This is a genomic window from Roseicella aerolata, assembly GCF_020523605.1.
Taxonomy (GTDB): domain Bacteria; phylum Pseudomonadota; class Alphaproteobacteria; order Acetobacterales; family Acetobacteraceae; genus Paracraurococcus; species Paracraurococcus aerolatus.
This window is the reverse complement of record NZ_JAJAQI010000015.1, coordinates 74386-96806: the sequence shown is the minus strand read 5'-3', so window position 1 is coordinate 96806 and position 22421 is coordinate 74386. Positions and strand designations below refer to the sequence as shown.

Annotated in this window: 19 protein-coding genes; 8 read left to right on the top strand and 11 right to left on the bottom strand. The window is 74.3% G+C overall.

The genetic code is table 11. The features are described 5' to 3' along the window. Window positions 1-80 precede the first annotated feature (80 nt). Together LHA35_RS11875 and LHA35_RS11870 are read right to left on the bottom strand one after the other, a co-directional pair. On the bottom strand, window positions 81-812 hold the full coding sequence (locus LHA35_RS11875; RefSeq protein WP_226608483.1) for an endonuclease III domain-containing protein: 732 nt from the start codon (window positions 810-812) through the stop codon (window positions 81-83). Window positions 813-902: 90 nt separating this feature from the next. Beyond that, window positions 903-1334, bottom strand: coding sequence for a helix-turn-helix domain-containing protein (locus LHA35_RS11870; protein ID WP_226608482.1), 432 nt, complete (start codon window positions 1332-1334; stop codon window positions 903-905). A 192-nt stretch (window positions 1335-1526) separates the two neighbouring features. On the opposite strand from LHA35_RS11870, the gene LHA35_RS11865 reads away from it, so the two are divergent. Together LHA35_RS11865 and LHA35_RS11860 are read left to right on the top strand one after the other, a co-directional pair. After that, window positions 1527-2753 carry an HlyD family secretion protein gene (locus LHA35_RS11865; RefSeq protein ID WP_226608481.1) on the top strand — a complete coding sequence of 409 codons (1227 nt, stop codon included), beginning with the start codon at window positions 1527-1529 and terminating at the stop codon, window positions 2751-2753. A 6-nt stretch (window positions 2754-2759) separates the two neighbouring features. Continuing rightward, window positions 2760-4718, top strand: a complete 1959-nt coding sequence (locus LHA35_RS11860; protein ID WP_226608480.1) for a glycosyltransferase — start codon at window positions 2760-2762, stop codon at window positions 4716-4718. 52 nt (window positions 4719-4770) lie between these two features. Here the strand turns inward: LHA35_RS11860 and LHA35_RS11855 are convergent, their stop codons facing one another. The 5 genes from LHA35_RS11855 to LHA35_RS11835 all read right to left on the bottom strand — a co-directional run bounded on the left by LHA35_RS11855 (window position 4771) and on the right by LHA35_RS11835 (window position 9863). After that, window positions 4771-5679: a hemolysin family protein gene (locus LHA35_RS11855; protein ID WP_408902319.1), complete on the bottom strand. Its 909-nt coding sequence runs from the start codon at window positions 5677-5679 to the stop codon at window positions 4771-4773. 2 nt (window positions 5680-5681) lie between these two features. After that, complete coding sequence (ybeY, locus tag LHA35_RS11850; RefSeq protein WP_226608478.1) at window positions 5682-6173, bottom strand: rRNA maturation RNase YbeY; 492 nt, start codon at window positions 6171-6173, stop codon at window positions 5682-5684. A 46-nt stretch (window positions 6174-6219) separates the two neighbouring features. Then, window positions 6220-7281 (bottom strand): PhoH family protein, encoded by a 1062-nt coding sequence (locus tag LHA35_RS11845; protein ID WP_226608477.1) that lies wholly within the window; start codon window positions 7279-7281, stop codon window positions 6220-6222. Window positions 7282-7334: 53 nt separating this feature from the next. Further along, on the bottom strand, window positions 7335-8738 hold the full coding sequence (gene miaB, locus LHA35_RS11840; RefSeq protein ID WP_226608476.1) for a tRNA (N6-isopentenyl adenosine(37)-C2)-methylthiotransferase MiaB: 1404 nt from the start codon (window positions 8736-8738) through the stop codon (window positions 7335-7337). Window positions 8739-8933: 195 nt separating this feature from the next. Then, window positions 8934-9863, bottom strand: coding sequence for a lysophospholipid acyltransferase family protein (locus LHA35_RS11835; protein WP_226608475.1), 930 nt, complete (start codon window positions 9861-9863; stop codon window positions 8934-8936). A 498-nt stretch (window positions 9864-10361) separates the two neighbouring features. Between LHA35_RS11835 and LHA35_RS11830 the strand changes: the two genes are divergently transcribed. The 3 genes from LHA35_RS11830 (at window position 10362) to LHA35_RS11820 (ending at window position 13865) form a co-directional block, all read left to right on the top strand. Next, the gene (locus LHA35_RS11830) at window positions 10362-10988 is read left to right on the top strand and encodes a DUF3124 domain-containing protein (RefSeq protein WP_226608474.1); all 627 of its coding nucleotides are present in this window, start codon (window positions 10362-10364) and stop codon (window positions 10986-10988) included. A 266-nt stretch (window positions 10989-11254) separates the two neighbouring features. Beyond that, window positions 11255-12154 carry a universal stress protein gene (locus LHA35_RS11825; RefSeq protein WP_226608473.1) on the top strand — a complete coding sequence of 300 codons (900 nt, stop codon included), beginning with the start codon at window positions 11255-11257 and terminating at the stop codon, window positions 12152-12154. 28 nt (window positions 12155-12182) lie between these two features. Next, a complete protein-coding gene (locus LHA35_RS11820; RefSeq protein ID WP_226608472.1) occupies window positions 12183-13865 on the top strand; it encodes a cation:proton antiporter in 1683 nt (560 codons plus the stop codon). A 228-nt stretch (window positions 13866-14093) separates the two neighbouring features. Here the strand turns inward: LHA35_RS11820 and LHA35_RS11815 are convergent, their stop codons facing one another. Next, window positions 14094-16169: a protein-disulfide reductase DsbD family protein gene (locus tag LHA35_RS11815; protein WP_226608471.1), complete on the bottom strand. Its 2076-nt coding sequence runs from the start codon at window positions 16167-16169 to the stop codon at window positions 14094-14096. A gap of 131 nt (window positions 16170-16300) precedes the next feature. Continuing rightward, complete coding sequence (locus LHA35_RS11810; RefSeq protein ID WP_226608470.1) at window positions 16301-16564, bottom strand: hypothetical protein; 264 nt, start codon at window positions 16562-16564, stop codon at window positions 16301-16303. 319 nt (window positions 16565-16883) lie between these two features. On the opposite strand from LHA35_RS11810, the gene LHA35_RS11805 reads away from it, so the two are divergent. From LHA35_RS11805 to LHA35_RS11795, 3 genes are all read left to right on the top strand, one after another. Beyond that, window positions 16884-17207, top strand: a complete 324-nt coding sequence (locus LHA35_RS11805; protein WP_226608469.1) for a hypothetical protein — start codon at window positions 16884-16886, stop codon at window positions 17205-17207. Between the two features lie 33 nt (window positions 17208-17240). Further along, window positions 17241-19835, top strand: a complete 2595-nt coding sequence (gene hrpB, locus LHA35_RS11800) for an ATP-dependent helicase HrpB (RefSeq protein ID WP_226608468.1) — start codon at window positions 17241-17243, stop codon at window positions 19833-19835. A 174-nt stretch (window positions 19836-20009) separates the two neighbouring features. Continuing rightward, complete coding sequence (locus LHA35_RS11795) at window positions 20010-20438, top strand: GFA family protein (protein WP_226608467.1); 429 nt, start codon at window positions 20010-20012, stop codon at window positions 20436-20438. 224 nt (window positions 20439-20662) lie between these two features. On the opposite strand, the gene phnE (LHA35_RS11790) is transcribed toward LHA35_RS11795, so the two are convergent. Together phnE (LHA35_RS11790) and phnE (LHA35_RS11785) are read right to left on the bottom strand one after the other, a co-directional pair. Then, window positions 20663-21520, bottom strand: a complete 858-nt coding sequence (gene phnE / locus LHA35_RS11790; protein WP_226608466.1) for a phosphonate ABC transporter, permease protein PhnE — start codon at window positions 21518-21520, stop codon at window positions 20663-20665. Beyond that, a complete protein-coding gene (phnE, locus tag LHA35_RS11785) occupies window positions 21517-22419 on the bottom strand; it encodes a phosphonate ABC transporter, permease protein PhnE (RefSeq protein WP_226608465.1) in 903 nt (300 codons plus the stop codon). The genes phnE (LHA35_RS11790) and phnE (LHA35_RS11785) overlap by 4 nt, the downstream gene beginning before the upstream one ends. Window positions 22420-22421 lie beyond the last annotated feature (2 nt).

Below are 22421 nucleotides of genomic sequence, written 5' to 3'. Positions count from 1 at the left end.
GGCAGGGTTTCCTCCTCCGGGGGGCCTCCGGCCCCTTCTCAGGCCGCCGAGCTTAACGCCGGGCGCCGCCGCCGGCCATCTCAGCGATGCGCCGTGACGCCGACCTGCCGGCATTGCCGCAGCAGGGCGCAGCCGGAGCAGCGCGGCTTTTCGCCGGTGCAGACGAATTTCCCGAAGGGCACCAGCTGCTCGTTGATCTCGATCCAGTAGCGCTCCGGCAGCCGGGCCAGCAGCGCCTGCATGGTCCGTTCCGGCGTGCCTGTCGCCACATAGCCCCAGCGGTTGGCAATGCGGTGGACATGGATGTCGACCGAGATCGCCGGCGTCCCGAAGCCGACGCCGAGCGTCAGCGCCGCGATCTTCGGCCCGACGCCGCGCAGCGCCTGCAGCCCCTCCATCGTGTCCGGCACCGCCCCGGCCTCGGCGATCCGGCGGGAGAGGGCGAGGATGTCCCGCGCCTTCGGCTCCGGGAAGGTCGCGCCCTCCAGCAGCCCGACCAGCTCCGCCTCCGGCAGCGCGGCCATGGCGTCCGGCGTCCGGGCGCGGGCAAAGAGGCGGCGGCAGACCGGGATGGTGGTCTCGTCCCGCGTCCGGGCGGAGATCAGGGCGGCCACCAGCTGCTCGAAGGGCGAGGCATGGCCCTCGTCGCGCAGCGCGAACATCGCCGCCCGGGGCAGGCCCGCGGTCGCGCCGCGCAGCAGGCGGAAGACCAGGTCGATGTCGAAGGGGTCCTTGCCGGGCAGGGGCAGCTCCGCGGGCAGCGGGGCGGCGACGGCAGAAGGGGAGGGGGGCCGGGTGGAGGGTTGCGGCATGCCGCCTCAACGCGGTGCCTGCCCCGGATGGTTGCCGCAGGGCTGCCCGGTCATCCCGGGCCGGGGCAGGGCCGCCCGGCGCAGCGGCCGCTAGGGCAGCAGGCCCGGCAGCAGGTCGTCCGGCCGCCCCGCCTCGCGCGGCCGCTTCGGCGCCGGTGCGGGGCGGTTGGCCACCATCTGCCGCAGCCGGATCAGCTCATCCACCAGCCGGTCCATGGTCTGCCAGAGCGGCTCGTCGCCCTGCCGCTCCGCCAGGACGAAGCGGTGCGCCGCCAGCGTCACGTTCAGCGTGCCGCGCGTGCTCTCCGGCCGCGGGCTGCGCATCTGCACCAGCGCCTTCTCCACCTCCTCGACCGGTACGCCGAAGCGGGCGGCGATGGCGGCCGGGGGCTCGCCCTGCCGGCGGAGCGCGCGGGCCTTCGCGGCCTCCTTCGGCTCGAGCGCGATGTTCGGCCTGAGGGCCTGGGTCCGGCGCGACATCTCCCCCGAGCCGCTGCCCGGCGGCTTGCCCTTGAACGGCATGGCGGTCCCCCTCGATTCGCCTCTTTGGTGAAGTGCGGAAAGCCGAAAGGGTTCCGTCGCTCAGGCCGCCGGAGACCTGCGGTGCGGAGTTGTGAAACCCGTCGCCGGGCCGCGGCTGGGATTCACCAATAAGCGAGGTTCAGCTGCGAGATTGCCGGCCCGAACGGCGCCGAATGGCTGGATCAGACCCACATGCCTGACGATCTCCGCCTGCATCCGCCGCGGATGGCGGGCCAGAACACCACCACAGTTGCTGGCCCGGAGGATGGCAAACGCAGGCATGGGCTGCGCCGCCTGCTGCGCGGCGCGCTCGGCCTCGGGCTGATCGCCCTGGCGGGATTCTTCCTGCATGACCGCTTCTACCGGCTGGAGGCGGCGCATGCCGTCATGGCCGGGGCGCCCATGGTGCTGCGCGCGCCTCTCGGCGGCGTGCTGGAGGCGCCGGCCGGTCCCGCCCCGCGCATCGGGGATATCCTGCCGGCCGGCACGCCCTTCGCCATCCTGCGCAACCCGCGGGTGGATGACAGCCGCCGGGCCGAGCTCATGGCGCAGCTCGCGACCGCCGAGGCGGAGCGGATCGCGCTCGACCACCGCGCCGCGCATGCCGCTGCGGAACTCGCCGAGGCTGATCGCCACGCCGCGCTCTTCCAGCAGACCCGGACCGCGACGCTGCGTGCCCGGCTGGCCGAGGTGGAGAGTGCCGCCCTCGCCGCCGAGGCCCGCCTGCAGGAGGCCGAGCAGGCGCTGCGGCGGTCGCAGAGCCTCCATGCCACGGGCAATGCGCCGGCCGCCGCGCTCGACCAGGCGACCCGTGCCGCGGCGGTCGCCCGGGCCGAGCGCCAGGCGGCGGTCGAACGCCGGGCCGTGCTGATGGCCGAGCTTGAGGCCGCCGGGCAGGGCGTCTTCGCCTCGGAGGCGGCGACGGACCGCTCCGCCACCCAGCAATTCCGGGACCGGCTGCGTGCCGCCGCCGCCGAGCTGGAGGCGCAGCGGCTGGAGCGGGAGGCGCGGCTGGCCGCGCTCCGTGCCCAATTGCAGGAGGAGGCGGGCCGGCTGGAGCGGCTGCGCCAGGCCGAGCTGTCCCTGCCGGTCGCCGCGCGCCTGCTGCATCTGGCCGCGCGACCGGGGGAGCAGGTGCTGCCGGGCCAGGAGGTGGCGGTCCTCGCCGAATGCGGGCGCCCCGAGGTCACCGCGGCCGTCGAGGCCCATGTCTTCCGCGGCCTGCGCCTGGGTCAGGCGGCGCGGTTCCGGCCCGCCGGCGAGGATGCCGCGCTGCCGGGCGAGGTGGCGGCGCTGCGGGCCGAGCCCGGCCGGGCGGAAGGCGGCCTGCCGCGCTTCGAGGTCCTGGTCCGCCTGTCCCCGGAGAGCGGGCATGCCGCTGCCTGCGAAAGCGGGCGGCTCGGCCGCCTGTCCTTCTGAGGCCGCATGCCGGACCTCGCTTCCGCCGCGGCGCCCCTGCTTCTCGTCCTCGGCATGGCGCTGCTGCTGGCCGGGACGCCGCCGGACCGCCCGCTGCCACGGCTGCTCGGGGCGCTCATCGTCGCGCTGCTGATGCTGCGCTACCTGGCCTGGCGCGTGACGGAGACCTTGCCGCCGCCGGAGCAGGGGATCGACGCGCTCCTCGCGCGGGCCTTCCTCGGCCTGGAAATGCTGAGCTGCCTCGCCGGCCTGCTGCTCCTGCACGTTCTCTCGCGCAGCCGGGACCGCAGCGCCGAGGCCGATGCCCATCCGGTGGAGCTGTTCCCCGGCGGCCCGCCGCTGATCGACATCCTGATCCCGACCTACAACGAGGGCCGCGAGATCCTGATGCGCAGCATCGTCGGCGCGCTGGCGCAGGACTACCCGCGCTTCCGCGTCTGGGTGCTGGATGATGGCCGGCGGCCCTGGCTGCGTGCCCTCGCCGAGGACCTCGGCGCGCACTACGTGACGCGCGGGGACAACCGGCACGGCAAGGCCGGCAACATGAACGCGGCGCTCCGCCACCTGCTCGCCCTGCCGGAACGGCCCGACGCCATTGCGGTGCTGGATGCCGATTTCATCGCCACGCCGCAATTCCTCCGCCGCGCCGCCGCGCTGCTGCACGACCCGCGCGTGGGCTGCGTGCAGACGCCGCAGCACTTCCTGAATCCCGACCCGATCCAGCTGAACCTGCGCGGGCTCTCCACCCTCAGCGACGAGCAGCGCTTCTTCTTCGACGCCATCCTGGCCAGCAAGGACGCCCACGGGACGGCCTTCTCCTGCGGCACCTCCGCGCTGATCCGCGCCTCGGCGCTGGAGGAGATCGGCCTTTTCCCGACCGAGAGCGTGACCGAGGATCTCCTGCTCTCGATCAAGCTCACCGGCCTCGGCTGGCGCACCGTCTATCTGAACGAGCCGCTGACCGTCGGCCTGGCGCCGGAGGGGCTGCAGGAATACCTGACGCAGCGCGGCCGCTGGTGTCTCGGCACCATGCAGATCGTGCGGACGCGCTGGGGGCCGTTCTCCTTCGGGCCGACGCCGCTGCTGATGCGCCTGCACACGCTCGATACCGTGCTCTTCTGGCTGGTCGGCTCGCTGATGCGCCTGGCCTGCTTGCTGGTGCCGATCCTCTACTGGTGGCTCGGGCTGGTGGTCATGCGGACCGACCTCGCCGGCCTGCTCGGCCATCTCGGCCCCTACTGGTTCGCCTGCGTGCTCTATCTCGGCTGGGTGAGCCGCGGCACCAACCTGCCCGTCATGGCCGAGGCCATGGGGCTGCTGGTGACGCGCGAGGCGCTGCGGGCCAGCGCCATCGGCCTGTTCGGCCGCCGGGACCAGCGCTTCAAGGTGACGGCCAAGGGAACGCGGCGCGACCGCGTGGTGGTGCAATGGAGCATCGCCTGGCCCTGGCTGACGCTGCTCCTCCTCACCATCGGCGGCATCGGCTGGCGGCTCCTGCTCGGCCCCGCGCCGGGCACGCCGCCGGATGTCGAGGCGATGAACCTCTTCTGGAGCCTGTTCAACGTCGCGATTCTCGGCATCACCCTGCTGATCTGCGTGGAGCAGCCGCGGCAGCGCCTGCAGGAGCGCTTCGATGCCGATGAGGCCGCAACGCTCCGCCTGCCGGGACGGGAGGAGGTGCCGGTCAGGCTGCGCGACCTCTCCGTCACCGGTTGCCGGGTGGAGGGCGGGCCGGAGGGGCTGGTGCCCGGCCAGACGGTGACGCTGCACCTTGCCGGGGTTGGCGCAGTGCTGGCGGATCTGCGCCGCGTCAGCGGCACGGCCTTGCACCTGGCCTTCCGCGCGCCGGCCCCGGTGGAGGCGGCGCTGATCCGCAAAATCTTCTCCGGCCGCTATGTGCGCTCGGTCGCCAGCACGCGGCCGCTCGACCTCGTGCGGGTGCTGGCGCGGCGCGCCTTCGCCTGAGGCCGGGCCGGGCGGCGCCCCGCCCGGCCGCGCGCGTGCGGCCGGCGGCCCGCTACTCCGCCGCCTGCTTGCTCGGCTGCGCCCCCGGCTTGCGCACGCGCAACCGCCGGATCCGCCGCGGATCGGCGTCCAGCACCCGGAATTCCAGCCCGGAGGAATGCGAGACCAGTTCGCCCCTGGCCGGCACGCGGCCCGCCAGGGTGAAGACCAGCCCGCCCACCGTGTCGATATCGGCCGCGCGCTCCTCCTCGGTCAGCACGGCGCCGAGCTTCTGCTCGAAGGCCTCAACCGGCATGCGGGCATCCAGCTCGATCGTGCCGTCCGGCCGCTCGAGCATCTGCGGCGGCACGTCCTCGTCATGCTCGTCGGAGATGTCGCCGGTGATGGTCTCGACCAGGTCCTCGATCGTCACCAGCCCGTCGATGCCGCCATACTCGTCCACCACCAGCGCCATGTGGACGCGCGCCGTGCGCATCTGCAGCAGCAGGTCGAGCACCGGGACGGAGGGCACGGTGAAGAGCGGCTTGCGCAGGATCGATTTGAGGTCGAAGGACTGCTCGCGGCCGACCGCGGCGAAGACATCCTTGATGTGGACCATGCCGACGATCTCGTCGAGCTGGCCGCGATAGACCGGGTAGCGGCTGTGGCCGTCGCGCTGGATCAGGCGGATCGCCTGGTCGAGCGTGAAATCCTCCGGCATCGCCATGATGTCGGCGCGCGGCACCATGACGTCGTCGGCGGTCTTGTCGCGCAGCTTGAGCACATTGCCGAGCACCGCGCGCTCCTGCGCGCTGAACTCGTCGCGGTGGCCGTTCTCGTCGCCCGCGCGGCGCTGCTCCTCGCGCTCCTCGATCAGCTCCTCCATGCGGTCGCGGACGCTCTCCGCCTCCCGCTTCCGCAGCAGGCCCTGCAGCCGCCAGAGGATGCCGTTGCGCTGCTCTCGCGCCTCGCTGTTGGTCATGCTCATGCCGGGACCCCCCGCCCCATCTCGGGCTTCCAGGGGTTGGGCAGCCGCATGCGGTGCATGGCGCGGGCCTCGGCGCGTTCCATCCGCCGCGCCTCGCCGGCGCTCAGATGGTCATGGCCGACCAGGTGCAGGGCGCCATGCGCGACCAGATGCGCGAAATGCGCGGCCGGCCGCTTGCCCGCCGCCTTCGCCTCCCGCCGCACCACGCCGAGGGCGAGGGCGATGTCGCCGAGATGGTCGCCCATCCCGGGGAAGCTCAGCACGTTGGTGGGTTTTTCCTTGCCGCGATGCTCGCCGTTCAGGCGCTTCAATTCGCGGTCATCGGCCAGCAGGACGCTGACGCTGCCTGCCTCCCCGCTGTCGCGGAGCGCCGCCTCGACGGCGCGGCGGGCCAGGGCCTCGACCCGCGGCACCAGGCGCCGCCAGGCCGGATCGGCCAATACGACCTCCACCGACACGCCTGGGTCGGGGACATCGTCCTCTTCCATGATCCCGGCGAAGGCGGGGGGTGGCTCCCCCGCACCGCCGGGACGACTACTTCCCGGTTCCATCCTGTTCCTTCTTCCCCCGGCGGCCCTGCTGCTCCGCAGCCTGGCCGTCGGCCCGCCCATGGGTCCGCGCCTCGTCGGCGCGGCCGTAAGCCGCGACAATCTTCGCCACCAGGGGGTGGCGGACGACGTCACGTTCATCGAAGCGGGCGACGCCGATGCCCTGCACCCCGTCTAGGATGCGCAGCGCGTCGGCCAGCCCGCTCTGCTGACCATGCGGCAGATCGACCTGGGTCGGATCGCCGGTGATCACCATACGCGTCCCCTCGCCCATGCGGGTGAGGAACATCTTCATCTGCGCCGGCGTGGTGTTCTGCGCCTCGTCCAGGATGGCGAAGCAATGCGCCAGCGTCCGGCCGCGCATGAAGGCGAGCGGCGCGATCTCGATCTCCCCGCTAGCGATGCGGCGGGCCACCTGTTCCGCCGGCAGCATGTCGTGCAGCGCGTCATAGAGGGGGCGGAGATAGGGGTCCACCTTTTCCTTCATGTCGCCCGGCAGGAAGCCCAGACGCTCGCCGGCCTCGACCGCCGGGCGGGAGAGGACGATGCGGTCGACCCGCCCCGCCTGCAGCAGCGCGACGCCCTGGGCAACCGCGAGATAGGTCTTGCCGGTGCCGGCCGGGCCGATGCCGAAGACCATCTCCTGCCGCGCCAGCATCTCGATATAGCCGGCCTGGGCCGGACTGCGCGGGGCAATGGCGGCCTTGCGTGTCCGGATCTCCGGGATGTCCTGCAGCGGCAGGCGCGGATCGTTCTCCGCCTCGCCTTCCGCCATGCGCAGTGCCGCCTCGACATCGGCCGTGGTCACGCCCTGTCCTTTCTCCAACCGTCGCCAGAGCGCGCGCAGGGAGGCTTCCGCCATCTCCGTCCGCTCGGGCGTCCCCAGGATGGTCAGCCGGTTGCCGCGGGAGCCGAGCCGAACCCCGAGCCGCTGCTCGATCCGCACCAAGTGGCGGTCATGTTCCCCATAGAGCAGGGGGAGCAGGGCATTGTCGTCGAACTGCAGGGTGACGGTCCGCTGTTCGGGGGAAGGGGAAGGGCGCGGCATGGCGCGCGCCTCCCCCGGGGGTCCGGGGGTCCGGAGGGCGATGGCGGCGGTGTTCAAGCGGGCGCAGGCTCCTCTTCGGGCTGGACGTCATAGGGCGCATCCCCGGCCGCCAGCAGGCCGGAGAGCGAGTTCGGATGCGCGGCGAGCACCGTCACGGGCGCCTCGGTGCCGATGAGCGAGAGCGGGCCGGTGAGGTGGACGGGCTGCAGCCAGGGCGATCGCCCGGCGACCTGCCCCGGATGGCGGCCGGGGCCGGTGAAGAGCACGGGAAAGGTCATCCCGACACGGGACCGGTTGAACGCGTCCTGCTGTTCCCTGAGCAGCGCCTGAAGCGCCTGCAACCGTGCATCCTTGTCCGCCTCCGCCACCTGAAATGGCGCTCCGGCGGCCGGTGTTCCAGGGCGGGCCGAATATTTGAAAGAGAAAGCCTGCGCGAAGCCGACCCGGCGGACGAGGTCCATGGTCTGCTCGAAATCCGCCGCGGTCTCGCCGGGGTGGCCGGCGATGAAGTCGGAGGAGAGGGCGAGGTCCGGCCGCGCCTCCCGCAGCCGGTCCACGATGCGGAGGAAATCGGCCGCGGTATGGCCGCGGTTCATCGCCTGCAGGACGCGGTCGCTGCCGCTCTGCACCGGCAGGTGCAGGAAGGGCATGAGCTGTGGCAGGTCCCGGTGGGCGGCGATCAGGTCGTCATCCACGTCCCGCGGGTGGCTGGTGGTGTAGCGGAGCCTCGCAAGGCCGGGGATCTCCGCCAGCGCCCGCAGCAGCCGCCCGAGGCCCCAGCTCCGGCCCTCCGGCCCCTCCCCATGATAGGCATTCACGTTCTGCCCGAGCAGCGTGACCTCCCGCGCCCCGGCGGCGACCAGCCGGCGCGCCTCGGCCAGCACCCCGGCCACGGGGCGGGAGAATTCGGCGCCGCGGGTATAGGGGACGACGCAGAAGGAACAGAATTTGTCGCAGCCCTCCTGCACCGTCAGGAAGGCGGTCACCCCCTGCGGGGCGGCGGCATCGGGCAGGTGGTCGAACTTGTCCTCGGCCGGGAAGTCGGTCTCGATGACGGCGCCGGCGGCACGGCTGGCGCGGGCCACCATCTCCGGCAGCTTGTGGTAGGTCTGCGGCCCGAGGACGATGTCCACCCATGGGGCGCGGGCGGTGATCTCGGCGCCTTCCGCCTGGGCGACGCAGCCGGCGACGGCCAGCACCATCTCCCCGCCCTCGGCGCGCCGGGCCTGCTTCGCCTCCCGCAGCCGGCCCAGTTCGGAGAAAAGCTTCTCGGTCGCCTTCTCCCGGATATGGCAGGTGTTGAGGATGACCATGTCGGCCCCCTCCGGCGTCTCCGCCGGCGCATAGCCGATGGGCGCCAGGACATCCGCCATCCGGGCGCTGTCATAGACATTCATCTGGCAGCCCCAGGTCCGGATGAAGAGGCGCTTCCGGGGGGTAGCCGTGGTGCTGGTCATGCCGGGAACAAACTCCGCCGCCCCGGCCATGGAGGGGTGCCGGGGTCCGCGGGGCAGATGCGCAAGGCCCGGGGCCGGGTCAAGCGCCCGATGGGCCCGGCCCGTGCCGGGAACGATCATGCCGGGCCCTGCCGGGCGGCGGCGTGCTGGCGAATCGTCTCACGCCCCGAGGGTCGGCGAAGCCTGCCGCTTCGGTCAAGCGACGGTTTCGCGGGGGCGCGGCGCGAGCGGCGCCGCCGCCCGGTTCTGCCGCAGCCGCTCGGCCGCCTCGGTCACGATCCGCTGCGCCTCGGCCGCCAGGGTCTTGCGGTTCGGCAGCAGCCTCGGCGGGAAGGGCTCGTGCAGCACCACCGTCACCCGCGCGCCGCTGCGGCGGGCGAGGGCCCAGATATGGCTGCCCATCTCCATGTCGCCATACCAGGCGAAGAGTGGCCGGTCCCGCCGGCAGGCCGGCAGCCCGCCGAGCCGGTCATAGACCACCGAGACCGGCTGGATCTCCGCCGCGGCATCGGCGATCGCGAAGAAGGAGGAGCGGAAGGGCAGCACCCGCGTGCCGTCATTGCTGGTGCCCTCGGGGAAGAGGATCAGGCTGTCGCGGGCGGCCATGCGGCTGCGCATCTCCTCTGCCTCCTTCCCCGTCGCGCCGCGGCTGCGGCTGACGAAGACGGTGCGGCCGAGCCGCGCCACGGTGCGGATCACCGGCCAGGTCCCGACCTCCGCCTTGGCGACGAAGGCGGCGTCCAGCACCCCGCCGAGGACCGGGATGTCGAGCCAGGAGGAATGGTTGGCGACGAAGAGCACCGGCCGGTGCCGGCTCTGCCGCCCGATGACCTGGACCTTGAGGCCGAGCAGGAAGCAGAGCGTGCGGAAATAGAGGACCGGGAAGAGCGACTTGGCATGGCCGGGGAGGGCCAGCAGCACGGCCTGGACGGGGATGCAGAGCAGCGTCCAGAGCGCCACCAGCAGCAGGCGCCGGACGGCGCGGAGGCGACCGCCGAGCGGGCGCTCCTCGAACACGTCGAAGAGCCGGCCACCGGGCAGTCCCTGGCGGAAGCGGAGCGGCTTGCGCCGGCGCAGGCGGCGCGGGCGCAGGGCGTCGATAGGGGCGCGGGCGACGGCATCCATGACGTCAACGGCGATAGCCTGCGACCGAAGACGGGGCAATGACGGCGCGGCGACGGATGCGTGACAGGAAGGGAGCGTGCTGCCGGCGCCTCGGTGCCGGGGCGGCGACCTTCTCGCGCGGCCGGCGCGGATCCCGGCGGAGCCGGGCGCGAGGCGGGGCGGCCTGCCCGATGGCCGCCCGGGGATGGCAGGCAGCCCTCCCTTGGAAGCAGCGCGGGCCGCGCCACGGCGTGGAGACCGGGCGGGGCCGCCGCGCCGGCCGCTGCCTGACGCATGCGGGGCCCGGCAGCCGGCGCTCAGCGCCGCGACGGCCCGCTGCCTGCAACGGCGCCGGGGCGTCATCGGCAAGCCCATGGGGAGGTGCCTGGCAGGCTTCGCCGCGCATCCTTGCAGCCGGCATCGCGCAGGCTCGTTCAGGCTGTCGCCGGACCGTGGCGCCCATGATCACTCCGGGCGGTTGAACAGGAACGTATTGATCAGCACTGGGGGAGTGGCGGGGTGAAGATTGGCGAACTGAAATTCGGCACATTCCTGCGCCTCTGGGCGGTGGGTGTCATCGTCTTCGCGAGCTGGGGCGCCGCCATGGTGCTGGTGCTGCAATGGGCCGAGCGGACCTGGCCGCCGGAGGACCGCAGGCAGATCGCGGAGGCGGAGCTCCGGCCGGACCTCGCGCATTTCCGCCCGCTCGACGGCCCGCCGCCGCCCGCCGCGCGTGGCGGCGTGACCTATGTGCCGGTCTATTCCACGCTCTATATCGGCGACCGCGAGGTGCAGGCGGGGCTCGCCGTGACGCTCAGCCTCCGCAACACCTCGCCGGACCATGAGCTGGTGGTGCACCGGGTTGATTACTACGACACGGCCGGGACGCTCCTGCTGCGCCTGGCGGACCGGCCGCATGCGGTGCCCGCGATGGCCACGGCCGAGTTCTTCATCGACCGCAGGGACCCGGCCGGCGGGCCGGGCGCCAACTACCTCGTGGAGTGGTCGATCCCCGAAGGCGGGACCGACCCGCTGATCGAGACGGTGATGGTCGGGCGGCTCCGGAACGCGGGGATCACCCTGGTCGGCCGCGGCCTGGTGACCGCCACCGGCGACGGCGCCGCCCCTGGCCGGCCGGGCGAATAGCCTTCCGCGCCGGCCAGGGCGGGCCGGGGGGCCGGCCCCGGCGGCCCGCCCGGCCGGAAGGCACCGGAACCGGGGCGGCGCGCCGCGGCCGCGTCGAAGCCGCGGGCGGAGGACCCGGCCGGCGGATGAAAGGGAGGCGAATTTCCCGTATGGATTCCGTCACCTGATCCGCCCGGCCGCCGCGGCGCCGCAGGCGCGGCATCGCAGCGCCCGGACCACGCGCGATGGCCTGGGCGGGGCGGCAGGGGTGACGAAGGAGAACCGACATGTCCCAGACCGGTGACCCGGCCGCGGCGGGCCAGGCCAGGCGGCGGCTGCTCGCCGCGACGGACCTGTCCTCGCGCTCGGACCGGGCGCTCCGCCGCGCCGGCCTGCTGGCCCGGGCCATGGAGGCCGAGCTCCTGCTGCTGCATGCCGTGGACGACGACCAGCCGCGCAGCCTGGTGGAGGCGGAGCGGCGGGAGGCCTGGGCACTGCTGCGGCAGCAGGCGGCCGGGCTGCCGGAACTGCAGGCGGCCGGTGCGACGCCGCTGGTCGAGGAAGGCGACCCCTTCGAGGCCGTCCTGCGCATAGCCGAGGCACGGTCGGTCGATCTCGTCGTGCTCGGCGAGCATCGCCGCCGGCCGCTGCGCGACATCTTCGTCGGCACGACGGTCGAGCGGGTGATGCGCCACGGCCGGCAGCCGGTGCTGATGGTCAACCAGCCGCCCGCCGGCCCCTATCGCCGCATCCTCGCCGCCACCGACCTCTCGGAGCATGCGGCCCGCGCGCTGCGCGCCGCCGCCCGGCTCGGGCTGCTGGCGGGCGCGGACCTCACCCTGCTGCATGCCTTCGAGCCGCCGGGCATGGGCGCCGTCGCCCTCGCCAACCTGCCCGAGGCCGAGGTGAGGGCGCATGCCCAGGACGCGGCGCGCGAGGCGCGGGGCGCCTTGGACCGCTTCGCCGCCGGCCTCGGGCTCGATCGCCCGCCGCTGCGGCTGGTCGAGGAGGGCCGGGCCGCGACGGTGGTGAAGGAGGCCGCCGCCCGGCTGCGCCCCGACCTGCTGGTGATCGGCACGGCGGGCGCCGGCGGCCTGCGCCGGGCGCTGCTCGGCAGCGTCGCGGCCGAGGTGCTGGCCGCGATCCGCTGCGACGCGCTGGCCGTCCCGCCGGAGGCGGCGCGGTGACCCGCCGCCCGCGCTGAGGAGACGCATCTTGCAACATGTTCTCGCGGCCTCGGTCTTCTACGAGGTCGCCGCCCTGCTCGTGCTCGGCGCCGCCGCCGGCCTGCTCGCCATGCTGCTGCGCCAGCCGCTGATCGTTGGCCTGATCGCCGCCGGCATCCTCGCCGGCCCGGCGGCGCTCGGCGTGGCGCGGTCGGACGAGCATATCGCGCTGCTGTCGGAACTCGGCATCGCCGTGCTGCTCTTCCTGGTCGGGCTGAAGCTGGATATCGGGCTGGTGCGCAGCCTCGGCCCGGTCGCGCTCGCCACCGGCCTCGGCCAGGTGGCCTTCACGGCCGGCATCGGCTTCCTGCTCTGCCTGGCGCTCGGCCTCGATCCGCTGACCAGCCTCTATGTCGCGGTCGCGCTCACCTTCTCCTCCACGATCATCATCGTGAAGCTGCTCTCGGACAAGCGCGAGATCGACAGCCTGCACGGGCGCATCGCGCTCGGCTTCCTCATCGTGCAGGACATCGTCGTGGTGCTGGCCATGGTGGTGGTCTCTGCCATGGCCGCGGGGGCGGGGGAGGCCACCGCCCTCGCCGGCCTCGCCCGCGTCGTCGCGGGCGGCGGGGCGATGCTGCTGGCGGTCGGCCTCGTCATCCGCTTCCTGGCCGGGCCGCTGACGGCGCGGCTGGCGCGGGCGCCGGAACTGCTGGCGGGCTTCGCCATCGGCTGGGCGGCGCTGCTGGCCGCCATCGGCGACTATGTCGGGCTGGGGAAGGAGCTGGGCGGGCTGCTGGCCGGCGTCTCCCTCGCCTCGACCCCCTACCGGGAGGCGATCGCGGCGCGGCTCTCCAGCCTGCGGGACTTCCTGCTGCTGTTCTTCTTCATCGCCCTCGGCGCGCGGCTCGACCTCGGCCTGCTGGGCGAGCAGGTCGGCGCCGCCCTCGCCCTCTCGGTCTTCGTGCTGGTGGGCAACCCGCTGATCGTCGTCGCCATCATGGGGGCGATGGGCTACCGGCGCCGCACCGGCTTCCTGGCGGGGCTGACGGTCGCGCAGATCAGCGAGTTCTCCCTGATCTTCATGGCGATGGGCGTGGCGCTCGGGCATGTGGCGGAGCCGGCGCTCGGGCTGGTGACGCTGGTCGGGCTCGTGACCATCGCGCTGTCCACCTACATGATCACCCATTCCCACCGCCTCGCAGCCTGGCTGGACCGGCCGCTCCGCCTCTTCGAGCGCGGGCATCCCTGGCGCGAGGCGACGGCAGCCGGCGGCGCGGGGGCGGGCCCGGACGGCCAGGTGGATGTCGTGGTGTTCGGCCTCGGGCGCTTCGGCGGCGCGATCGCGCACCGGCTGCGGGCGCATGGGCTGAGCGTGCTCGGAGTGGATTTCGACCCGGAGGCGGTGCGGCACTGGCACCGGCAGGGCTTCGAGGCGGTCTATGGCGATGCCACGGACCCGGAACTGGTCGCGACGCTGCCGCTGGCCGGGGCGCGCTGGGCCATCTCCTCCATCCCCGGCCATGCGGGCGGGCTGACGCATGAGGACCATCGCCTCGCGCTGATCGAGGCGTTGCGGAGCCGGCAATTCCGCGGCCGGGTGGCGGTGACGGCGCATGCGGAGGCCGAGGTGGACGACCTGCGCGCGCGCGGCGCCGACCTCGTGCTCCTCCCCTTCCAGGATGCCGCGGATCGCGCCGCCGAATTGCTGGCGGCCGGCCGGTGCGGCTGACCGGCAGGGCAGGCGTCCGGGGCGGGAGCCCGCGCCTTCTCGCCGCCAGGGCCGGCAGCGGATCGGCGTTCACTCCTGGAGGCGATCCGCCAGGGGGGAGGCCGGCCGGCGCCGCTGCAACGGATGGCGCCCGAGGCCGGACGCCGATCCGCCGCAGCGCATGGGTCCTCGGGCAGGTCTGCGCGTCCGGCCGTGCAAGGCGTCCCGCGATCTGCTGTCAGGGCCGTGTCAGCCCGCCTCGTCCAGCGCCCGCAGCACGATCCCTTCGGTCAGCACCTGCGGCAGCACGGCCGGCGCGCCGCCGCCGGCGGGGTAGAGCAGGTAGAGCGGCACCCCCTCCCGCCCGTGCTCGCGCAGCAGCGCGCCGATGGCGGCATCGCCATGGGTCCAGTCGCCCTTGAGGGTGGCGATGTTCCGGGCGGCGAAGCCCGCCTGCACGGGGGCCGCCTTCAGCACGAGTTGCTCGTTCACCTTGCAGGTGATGCACCAGGCGGCGGTCATGTTGACGAAGACCGGCCTTCCCTCCGCCTGCAACGCCGCGACCCGGGCGGCGGACCAGGGCTCGGCGCCCGCCTCCGCCGCGCTGGCCGCGGGCGGGGCGGCGGCGAGGCCGGGCAGCAGGGCCAGCGCGGCGAGGGCGGCGGCGCCGGCCAGCGCCCGGCCGGCCCGGCGCCCGCCGCGGCCGGCGCTGCGCTGCGCCGCCCCCAGCGCCCAGGCCGCGAAGCCCAGCAGCACGGCCCCCGCCAGCAGCAGTGCCAGCCCGTCCGGCCCGGCCTGCTGCGCCAGCACCCAGGCCAGCCAGGCGGCGGCGCCGTACATCGGGAAGGCGAGGCCCTGGCGCAGCCGCTCCATCCAGGGGCCCGGCCGCGGCAGGCGCCCGGCAAGGCCGGGGAAGAGCCCGAGCAGCGCATAGGGCGCGGCGAGGCCGAGGCCGAGCGCGGCGAAGACGGCGAGCGTCGCCGGCATGGGCAGGGCCAGGGCGGTGCCGATGGCGGCCGCCATGAAGGGCGCGGTGCAGGGGGTGGCCACCAGCACCGCCAGCGCGCCGGTCATGAAGCTGCCGGCATGGCCGCCGCGCGCCGCCAGGGTCGCGCCGGTCCCGACCGCCCCGCCGAGGTGGTAGACGCCCGAGAGGTTGAGCCCGACCGCCAGCATCAGCCAGGCGAGCGCCGCGACGAAGGCGGGCGCGGTGAACTGGAAGCCCCAGCCGGCGGCGATGCCCGCCGCGCGCAGCGCGATCAGCACCCCGGCCAGCGCCAGGAAGGTGGCCAGCACCCCGGCGGTGTAGCTGCCGGCATGGGCCCGCACCTCCGCCCGCGCCGCGCCGGAGAGGCGGGCCAGCGCCATCGCCTTCATCGCTAGGATGGGGAAGACGCAGGGCATCAGGTTCAGGATCAGCCCGCCGAGGAAGGCCGAGAGCAGCGCCTGCCAGAGCGGCAGCGCCGATGCCCCCGTCTCCACGGCACCGCCGACCGGCGCCGCCACGGCATAGGCGGCGCGCACCCCCGCGGCATCGGTGAGGACGACGACGCCGGCGAGCGTCCCGGGCAGCGGCGCCCCCTCCGGCCGGGCAAGCGCCAGGGTCAGCCGGCCCTCCGCCAGGGTCAGCCGCTGCGGCGCGGCGTTGTGCAGCAGCCCGCCTTCTTCGGGAAAGAAGAAGGCCTCCCGCACAGTGGCGGGGGAGAGGCCCTCGCCCGTCAGCGTCAGGCTGCCGCGCGCCCCGTCCAGCGCCGCCCGCGCCGGCCAGGGGGAGGGGCGGGGGGCGGCGGCCTCGGCCGAGGTGAAGAGCGGGGCGAGGCTGCCATCGAGCCGCCCGGCCGCGGCCACCGGCAGGTCGAGGCGGAAGCGCCCTTCCTCGGGGATGCAGATCTCGGCGCAGACCAGCCAGGTCGCCTCGGCCTCGATGGTCAGCCAGTCGCCGGGCGAGAGGCCGGCGGGGGCCGCCATCCGGAAGGGCAGCAGCACCTCGCCCTCATAGCCGAAGCTGACCAGCGGCCCCGTCGGGATGCGCTGCGGCGCCGGCCAGCGGATCGGGCCGGGCTCGGCGCCGGCGGGCGAGAGGATGGCCACCTCGGGCGGTGCGCCGGCATCGCCGGGATTTGCCCAGTAGCTGTGCCAGCCGGGGGCGAGGCGGAGGCGGAGCCCGAGTTCGACCGCCTCGCCCGGCGCCACGGCATCGGCGGCGGCGACCAGGGTCGCGGTGGCGCGCGGCGACCGGACGGCAGGGCTTTCCGCCGCCTCCGCCCATGGGGAAACCAGCGGGGCAAGCAGCAGGAGAAGGGCGGCGAGGAACAGGCGGGCCATGGCGCAGCCATAGAACGGAATGCCGCGCCGCCAAAGCAAGCACCGCCGGGTTGCGGATTGTCGCGGACCGCAGGGATCGCCGGGCGGCAGCGGCCTTCCCGGGGACGGGAGCCCCGGGCGTCACGCCGCCGTCAGGCCCCCTCCTCCGGCGCGGTGGCCGCTCGCCTGGCCTGCCAGCGGCCGAGCATCGACCGCAGGCCGTTCCGGCCGGCCTCCGCCTCCGCGGCCGCCAGTTCCGCCATGAAGACCTCGCGCTGCGGCGCGTTCATGGCCTGCAGCAGCGCCCGCTGCCCGGCCGGCAGGTCGTCCAGCACCCCGCCCGCCCGGCGGTGCCGGGCCACGGCGCGGGCGAGGTCCCGCAGGAGCGCCTCCTCCGGCTCGGGCAGGCTGGCCATCCCGGCTCCCTCCATCCTGCCGGGGAGAACGCCGCCGGAGGGGGCCGGGTTGTCCACGGGCCGGCCCGCGGCGCAGGGGTTTCCGCCATCGCCGCCGGAACTCCTGCCGCCGCGGCCCGCTACCGGGGCGGAGCCAGCCGCGCCCGCCGCCCCGCCGGTGTCGGGCCGGAAGGAACAGGGATGCCGGAACAGAGGAACGAGGATGCTCCGGGCGCGGACCGTCCCACCGCCCGCCCGGAGGCGGAGGCCGGGCGGGCCGTGCCCTCGCCAGATCGTCCCATCCGCCGCTAAACCCCCGCCCCACCCAACAGGAAGGCCCATGCCCATGACATTGTTCACCGTCGAGGTCGCGGGCCGCCCCGTCCTCGTCTTCGCCGAGGAGACCCGCGACTCGGCGGAGGAGTTGCTCTCCACCCTGATCGGCCCGGACCTGCAGGAATTCGAATCCGAAGGCCGCCCGCTCTGGGACGGCGAGGCAGCGCTCGCGGTGCGGGAGGCCGATGAGGCCGAGACCACGCGCTGGGAGGAGGGCCTCGCCGACGCGCAGGAGAGCGGCTCGATCGGCGAGGATGCCGACGACTTCGCCGTCTTCCTCGTGGAACTCGACGAGGAGGATGAGGACGAGGACAGCGAGGAGGGCTGACCCGCCCGGGGCCGCGCCCCTATAAGCGCGGCCATGCTCCCCGACCTTCCGGTGACCGAGGCGCTGCCGGCGCTGACCGCGGCGCTGCGCGCCGGCTCCAACGCCCTGCTCATCGCCCCGCCCGGCGCCGGCAAGACCACGCTGGTGCCGCTGGTGCTGAAGGACGAGCCCTGGGCGGCGGGGCAGAAGCTGCTGGTGCTGGAGCCCCGGCGGGTCGCGGCCCGGGCCGCGGCGCGCCGGATGGCCGAGCTGGTGGGGGAGGGCGCGCCGGGCCAGACCATCGGCCTTGCCACGCGCCTCGACCGCGCCGTCTCCGCCGCCACGCGCGTCGAGGTGGTGACGGAGGGGCTGCTGGTCCGCCGCCTGCAGTCCGACCCGGGCCTCGAGGGCGTCGCCGGCGTCCTGTTCGACGAGGCGCATGAGCGCAACCTCGACACCGACCTGGCGCTCGCCCTCTGCCTCGACCTGCAGCGCGCGCTCCGGCCGGAGCTGCGGCTGCTGGCCATGTCGGCGACGCTGGATGGCGGCGCCTTCGCCGGGCTCATGGGACGCGGGCCGGTCCATGGCGCCGCGCCGGACGGCGCTGCGCCGACCTGGCCGCAGGGCGACGCGCCGACCATCGAGAGCCTCGGCCGCGCCTTCCCCGTGGCCATCGAGCACCGCCCGCGCGACATCCAGGATCCGCGCGACCTGCCGGAGGCCATGGCCGGCGCCATCCGCGCGGCACTGAAGGCGCATGAAGGCGATGTCCTCGCCTTTCTCCCCGGCTGGGGCGAGATCCGCCGCACCGCCGAGCGGCTGGGCGGGGTGGAGGCGGATGTCCTGCCGCTGCATGGCGAGATGCCGCCGGCCGAGCAGGACCGTGCCCTGAATCCCGGGCCGCGGCGCAAGGTGGTGCTGGCGACCTCCATCGCCGAGACCTCGCTGACCGTCCCCGGCGTGCGCATCGTGGTGGATGGCGGCTTCCGCCGGGCGCCACGGCTGGATCCGGCCACCGGCCTCTCCCGCCTCGTCACCGTCCGCATCAGCAAGGCCGCGGCCGAGCAGCGCGCCGGCCGCGCCGGCCGCACCGCGCCGGGCATCGCCATCCGCCTGTGGTCGGAGGCGCTGCATCGCGGCCTGGCGCCGCAGGACCGGCCGGCGATCCTGGAGGAGGAGCTCTCGGGCCTCGCCCTCGACCTCGCCGCCTGGGGGGCGGAGCCGGCCTCGCTCGCCTGGCTCGATCCGCCGCCCGCCGGCGCCATGGCGGCGGCACGGGCGCTGCTGGCGGAGCTCGACGCGCTGGACCGGGCGGGGCGGGTGACGGCGATGGGCCGGCGCATGGCCCGCCTCGGCACCCATCCGCGCCTCGCCCGCATGCTGGCGGCGGCGGAGACGGAGGGGGAGAAGGCCATGGCCGCCGACCTCGCCGCGCTGCTGGAGGAGCGCGACCCGATCCGCGGGCGGGAGGCGCCGAGCGACGTCACGCTCCGCCTCGATCTGCTGCATGGCGGCGATCACCCGAACGCCGACCGCCCGGCCATCCAGCGCATCCGCCGCGCCGCGGCGCTGCACCGCCGGCGGCTCGGCGTGCATGGCAGCACGCATCCCGAGGGCGATCCCGGCGCGCTGCTGGCCGCCGGCTTCCCCGACCGGATCGCCGCCATGCGGGGCGTCATGGCCGGCGCCTTCCGGCTGGCGAGCGGCCAGGGTGCCCGGCTGGCGGCGACCGACCCGCTGGCGAAGTCGCCGCTGCTGGCGGTGGCCGACCTGGAGCTCCAGGGCACCGAGGCGCGCATCCGCATGGCCGCAAGGATCGACCGCGCGGCGCTGGAGGCGCGCTTCCCCGAGCGCTTCGTGCGGGAGGAGGGCGCGGCCTTCGATGCCCGGGCGGGCGCCGTCCAGGCCCGCAGGCGGCTCCGCTTCGGCCCGCTGGTGCTGGAGGAGGCGACCATCCCGCATGCCGATCCCGCCGCGGTCGCCGCCGCGCTGGCCGCCGCCGTGGCGGAGCGGGGCTTGCGCGACCTGCCCTGGACCGGCACGGCGCGGCAGGTGCAGGCCCGCATCGGCTGGATGCGTCGCGCCGAAGGCGCGCGGGACGGAGGCGCCGAAGGCGCGCGGGACGGAGGCGCCGAAGGCGCAGGGGAGAGGGATGCGGCGGGCGCGGCCTGGCCCGACCTCTCCGATGCCGCGCTGATCGCCACCGTGCAGGACTGGCTGGCGCCGCATCTGCACGGGATGACGAAGCTCTCCGAACTCTCCGGCCTGAACCTGCCCGACATCCTGCTGCAATCCCTGCCCTGGGAGAAGCGGCAGCGGCTGGACGCCGCCCTGCCCCCGCGCCTGCCCCTGCCAGCCGGCCGCAGCGCCGCCATCGACTATGCGCGGGAGGTGCCGACGCTGGAGGCCCGCGCGCAGCACCTCTACGGCCTGGCCGGACTGCCGCGGCTGGCGGAGGGCCGGGTGCCGCTGCAGGTTGCGCTGCTCTCCCCGGCCGGGCGGCCGATCGCGGTCACCGGCGACCTGGCCGGGTTCTGGAAGGGCGGTTGGCTGGATGCGCGCAAGGACATGCGCGGCCGCTACCCCAGGCACAATTGGCCGGAGGACCCGGCGACGGCGCAGCCCGACCCGCCGCGGCCGGGGCGGTAGCGCCGGCGCCGCCTGCCCGGACCCATTGCGGCGTCCCGCCCCGTGCGACGGGGCGGACAGGGCCTGGCGCCACCGCGGGCGCCGTGCTGTCCCCGCATCAACACGATGTCAGATGGCGCCCCGGGGCCATGGGGCGAGACTGCCGCCATCGTCACATGACGGGGGAGGGACAGCATGAACGGCGCATTCACCGGCACCTGCTTCTGTGGCGCGGTCGAGATCCGCGCCACCGGCCAGCCCACCGGCATGGGCTACTGCCATTGCCGGTCCTGCCGGTCCTGGTCGGGCGGGCCGGTCAATTCTTTCACCCTCTGGCCGCCGGAGGCGGTGGAGGTGACGAAGGGCGCCGAGCACCTGGCGACCTATGCCAAGACCGAGATGAGCCACCGCCAGTACTGCCGGCTCTGCGGCGGCCACCTGATGACGCGGCACCCGCCGCTGAACCTGGTGGATGTCTTCGCCGCGACCCTCCCCGAACTGCCCTTCGTGCCGCAGGTCCATGTCAATTACGCCGAGACCGTGCTGCCGATGAAGGACGGGCTGCCCAAGATGAAGGACTTCCCGGCGGAGATCGGCGGCTCGGGCGAGATGGTGCCGGAATAGCGCGCGGCGGGTGCCCGGCCGCACCGGCGGCGGGCACCCATGGCTGAACGCCCGCCGCTGGCAATCATGGATGGGAACGTAGAGCCCGTCTCCCGGGCCCTCACGCCCGGGGGCGACCGGCTCTACAGCGGATTGCGTTCAGAACTGAACGCTCATCCGCTGTAGCTCCTTGTTTTCCGAGCAGATTCACGCCTTCGGTCGTTCACGGCCTCCGGCGATCTGCTCTAGGCCCCGATCAGCCGCCGCCGCAGCCGGCCCGAGACGGCATCGATCGCCGCGACCATCGCCAGGATCAGCAGCAGGATGAAGGACACGGTGGGCCATTCCAGCGTGCGGATCATCTCGGCAAGCACCAGCCCGATGCCCCCCGCCCCGACGATGCCGATGATGGTGGAGGAACGCGCGTTGCTCTCGATCATGTAGAGCACCTGCCCCGCCATCACCGGCAGCACCTGCGGCAGCACGCCGAAGCGCAGCCGCGCCCGCCCGTCGCCGCCGGCCGCGACCACGCCCTCCTGCGGCCCGCGCTCGGCGGCCTCGATCGCCTCCGAGAACATCTTGCCGAAGAGGCCGATATCGCCGGTCATCACCGCCAGCACGCCGGCAAAGGGCCCGAGGCCCACGACGCTGACCCAGATCAGCGCCCAGATCAGCGCATCCACGCCGCGCAGGCTGTCGAGCAGGCGCCGCGACAGGAAGCGGACCACGGCGTTGACGGTGGCGTTGCGCGCCGCGAGGAGCCCGAGCGGCAGGCCGAGCAGCGCCGCCAGCAACGTGCCCAGGAAGGCGATCGCCAGCGTCTCGGCCAGCGCATGCAGGATCAGCCGGACATTGGCGAAGGTGCCGGGATCGGGCGGCAGCATCAGCGCGAGGAACCGCAGCAGCTCGCCGAGGCCGGAGAGGATGCGCCCCGGTGCGATCTCCAGCCGCCAGATGCCGAGGGCGAACAGCGCCATGCCCGCCAGGAAGGCCCCGGTGACGGCGGCGCGCCCGGGCGTCACCAGGCGGAACTGCGCCGGATGCGCGGCGCGCAGCGCCGGCAGCCGGGCCAGCGCGTCGGCGCGCAGCAGGTTGTCGCTCATGCCCGCCGCTCCGCCAGCAGGCGGTGGCGCAGCAGGCCGGTCAGGCTGTCGATCACGACCACCGTCAGGATGATCAGCACCAGCAGCGCGGCGACGTCGTTGTAGTAGAACTTGCGGATGGCCTCGACCAGGTCCTGGCCGATGCCGCCGGCCCCGACGAAGCCCAGCACCGCCGCCCCGCGGACATTGATCTCGAAGCGCAGCAGCGCATAGCTGAGGAAGCCCGGAAGCACCTGTGGCACCACGGCGAAGCGCGCCATGGCGGTCCAGGAGGCGCCGGCGGCGACCGCGCCCTCCACCGGCTTCATGTCGATATTCTCCACCACCTCCGCGCACTGCTTGCCGAGCGCGCCGAAGCTGTGGAGGGCGAGGGCGAGGACGCCCGGCAGCGGGCCGAGCCCGAAGGCGATGACGAAGACCAGGGCGAAGACGAGTTCCGGCACCGTGCGGCAGAATTCCAGCAGGCGCTTCACTGTGCCGCGCAGCCAGGGATTCCGCAGGATGTTGCCGGCCGAGAGCAGGCCGCAGGCGAAGCCACCGGCGGCGCCGAGCAGGGTGCCGAGATAGGCCATCAGCAGCGTGTCGCCGAGCAGCGAGAGCCAGTGCGGCAGGCCCCAGAACCACTCCGCCGGGTCGGCCCAGACTGGCTGCCCGGCCTGGGCGCCGGCTTCCAGCCTCAGCATCCGGCCGAAATAGCCGAGGAAATTGCCGCCCTTCTCCCAGAGCAGGGCAGGGTTCACCTGCGCGACCCAGCCGCTCAGCAGCACCGCCGCCAGCGTCACGGTGGTGCCCGCCAGCAGGCGGCGGCGCTCCGCCGCGCGCACCGCCCCATAGGCCGCCGCCAGCGGCGCGAGCTGGTCCGAGGGCCGGACGATCAGGCCGGCGCCGCCGCTGCGCAAGG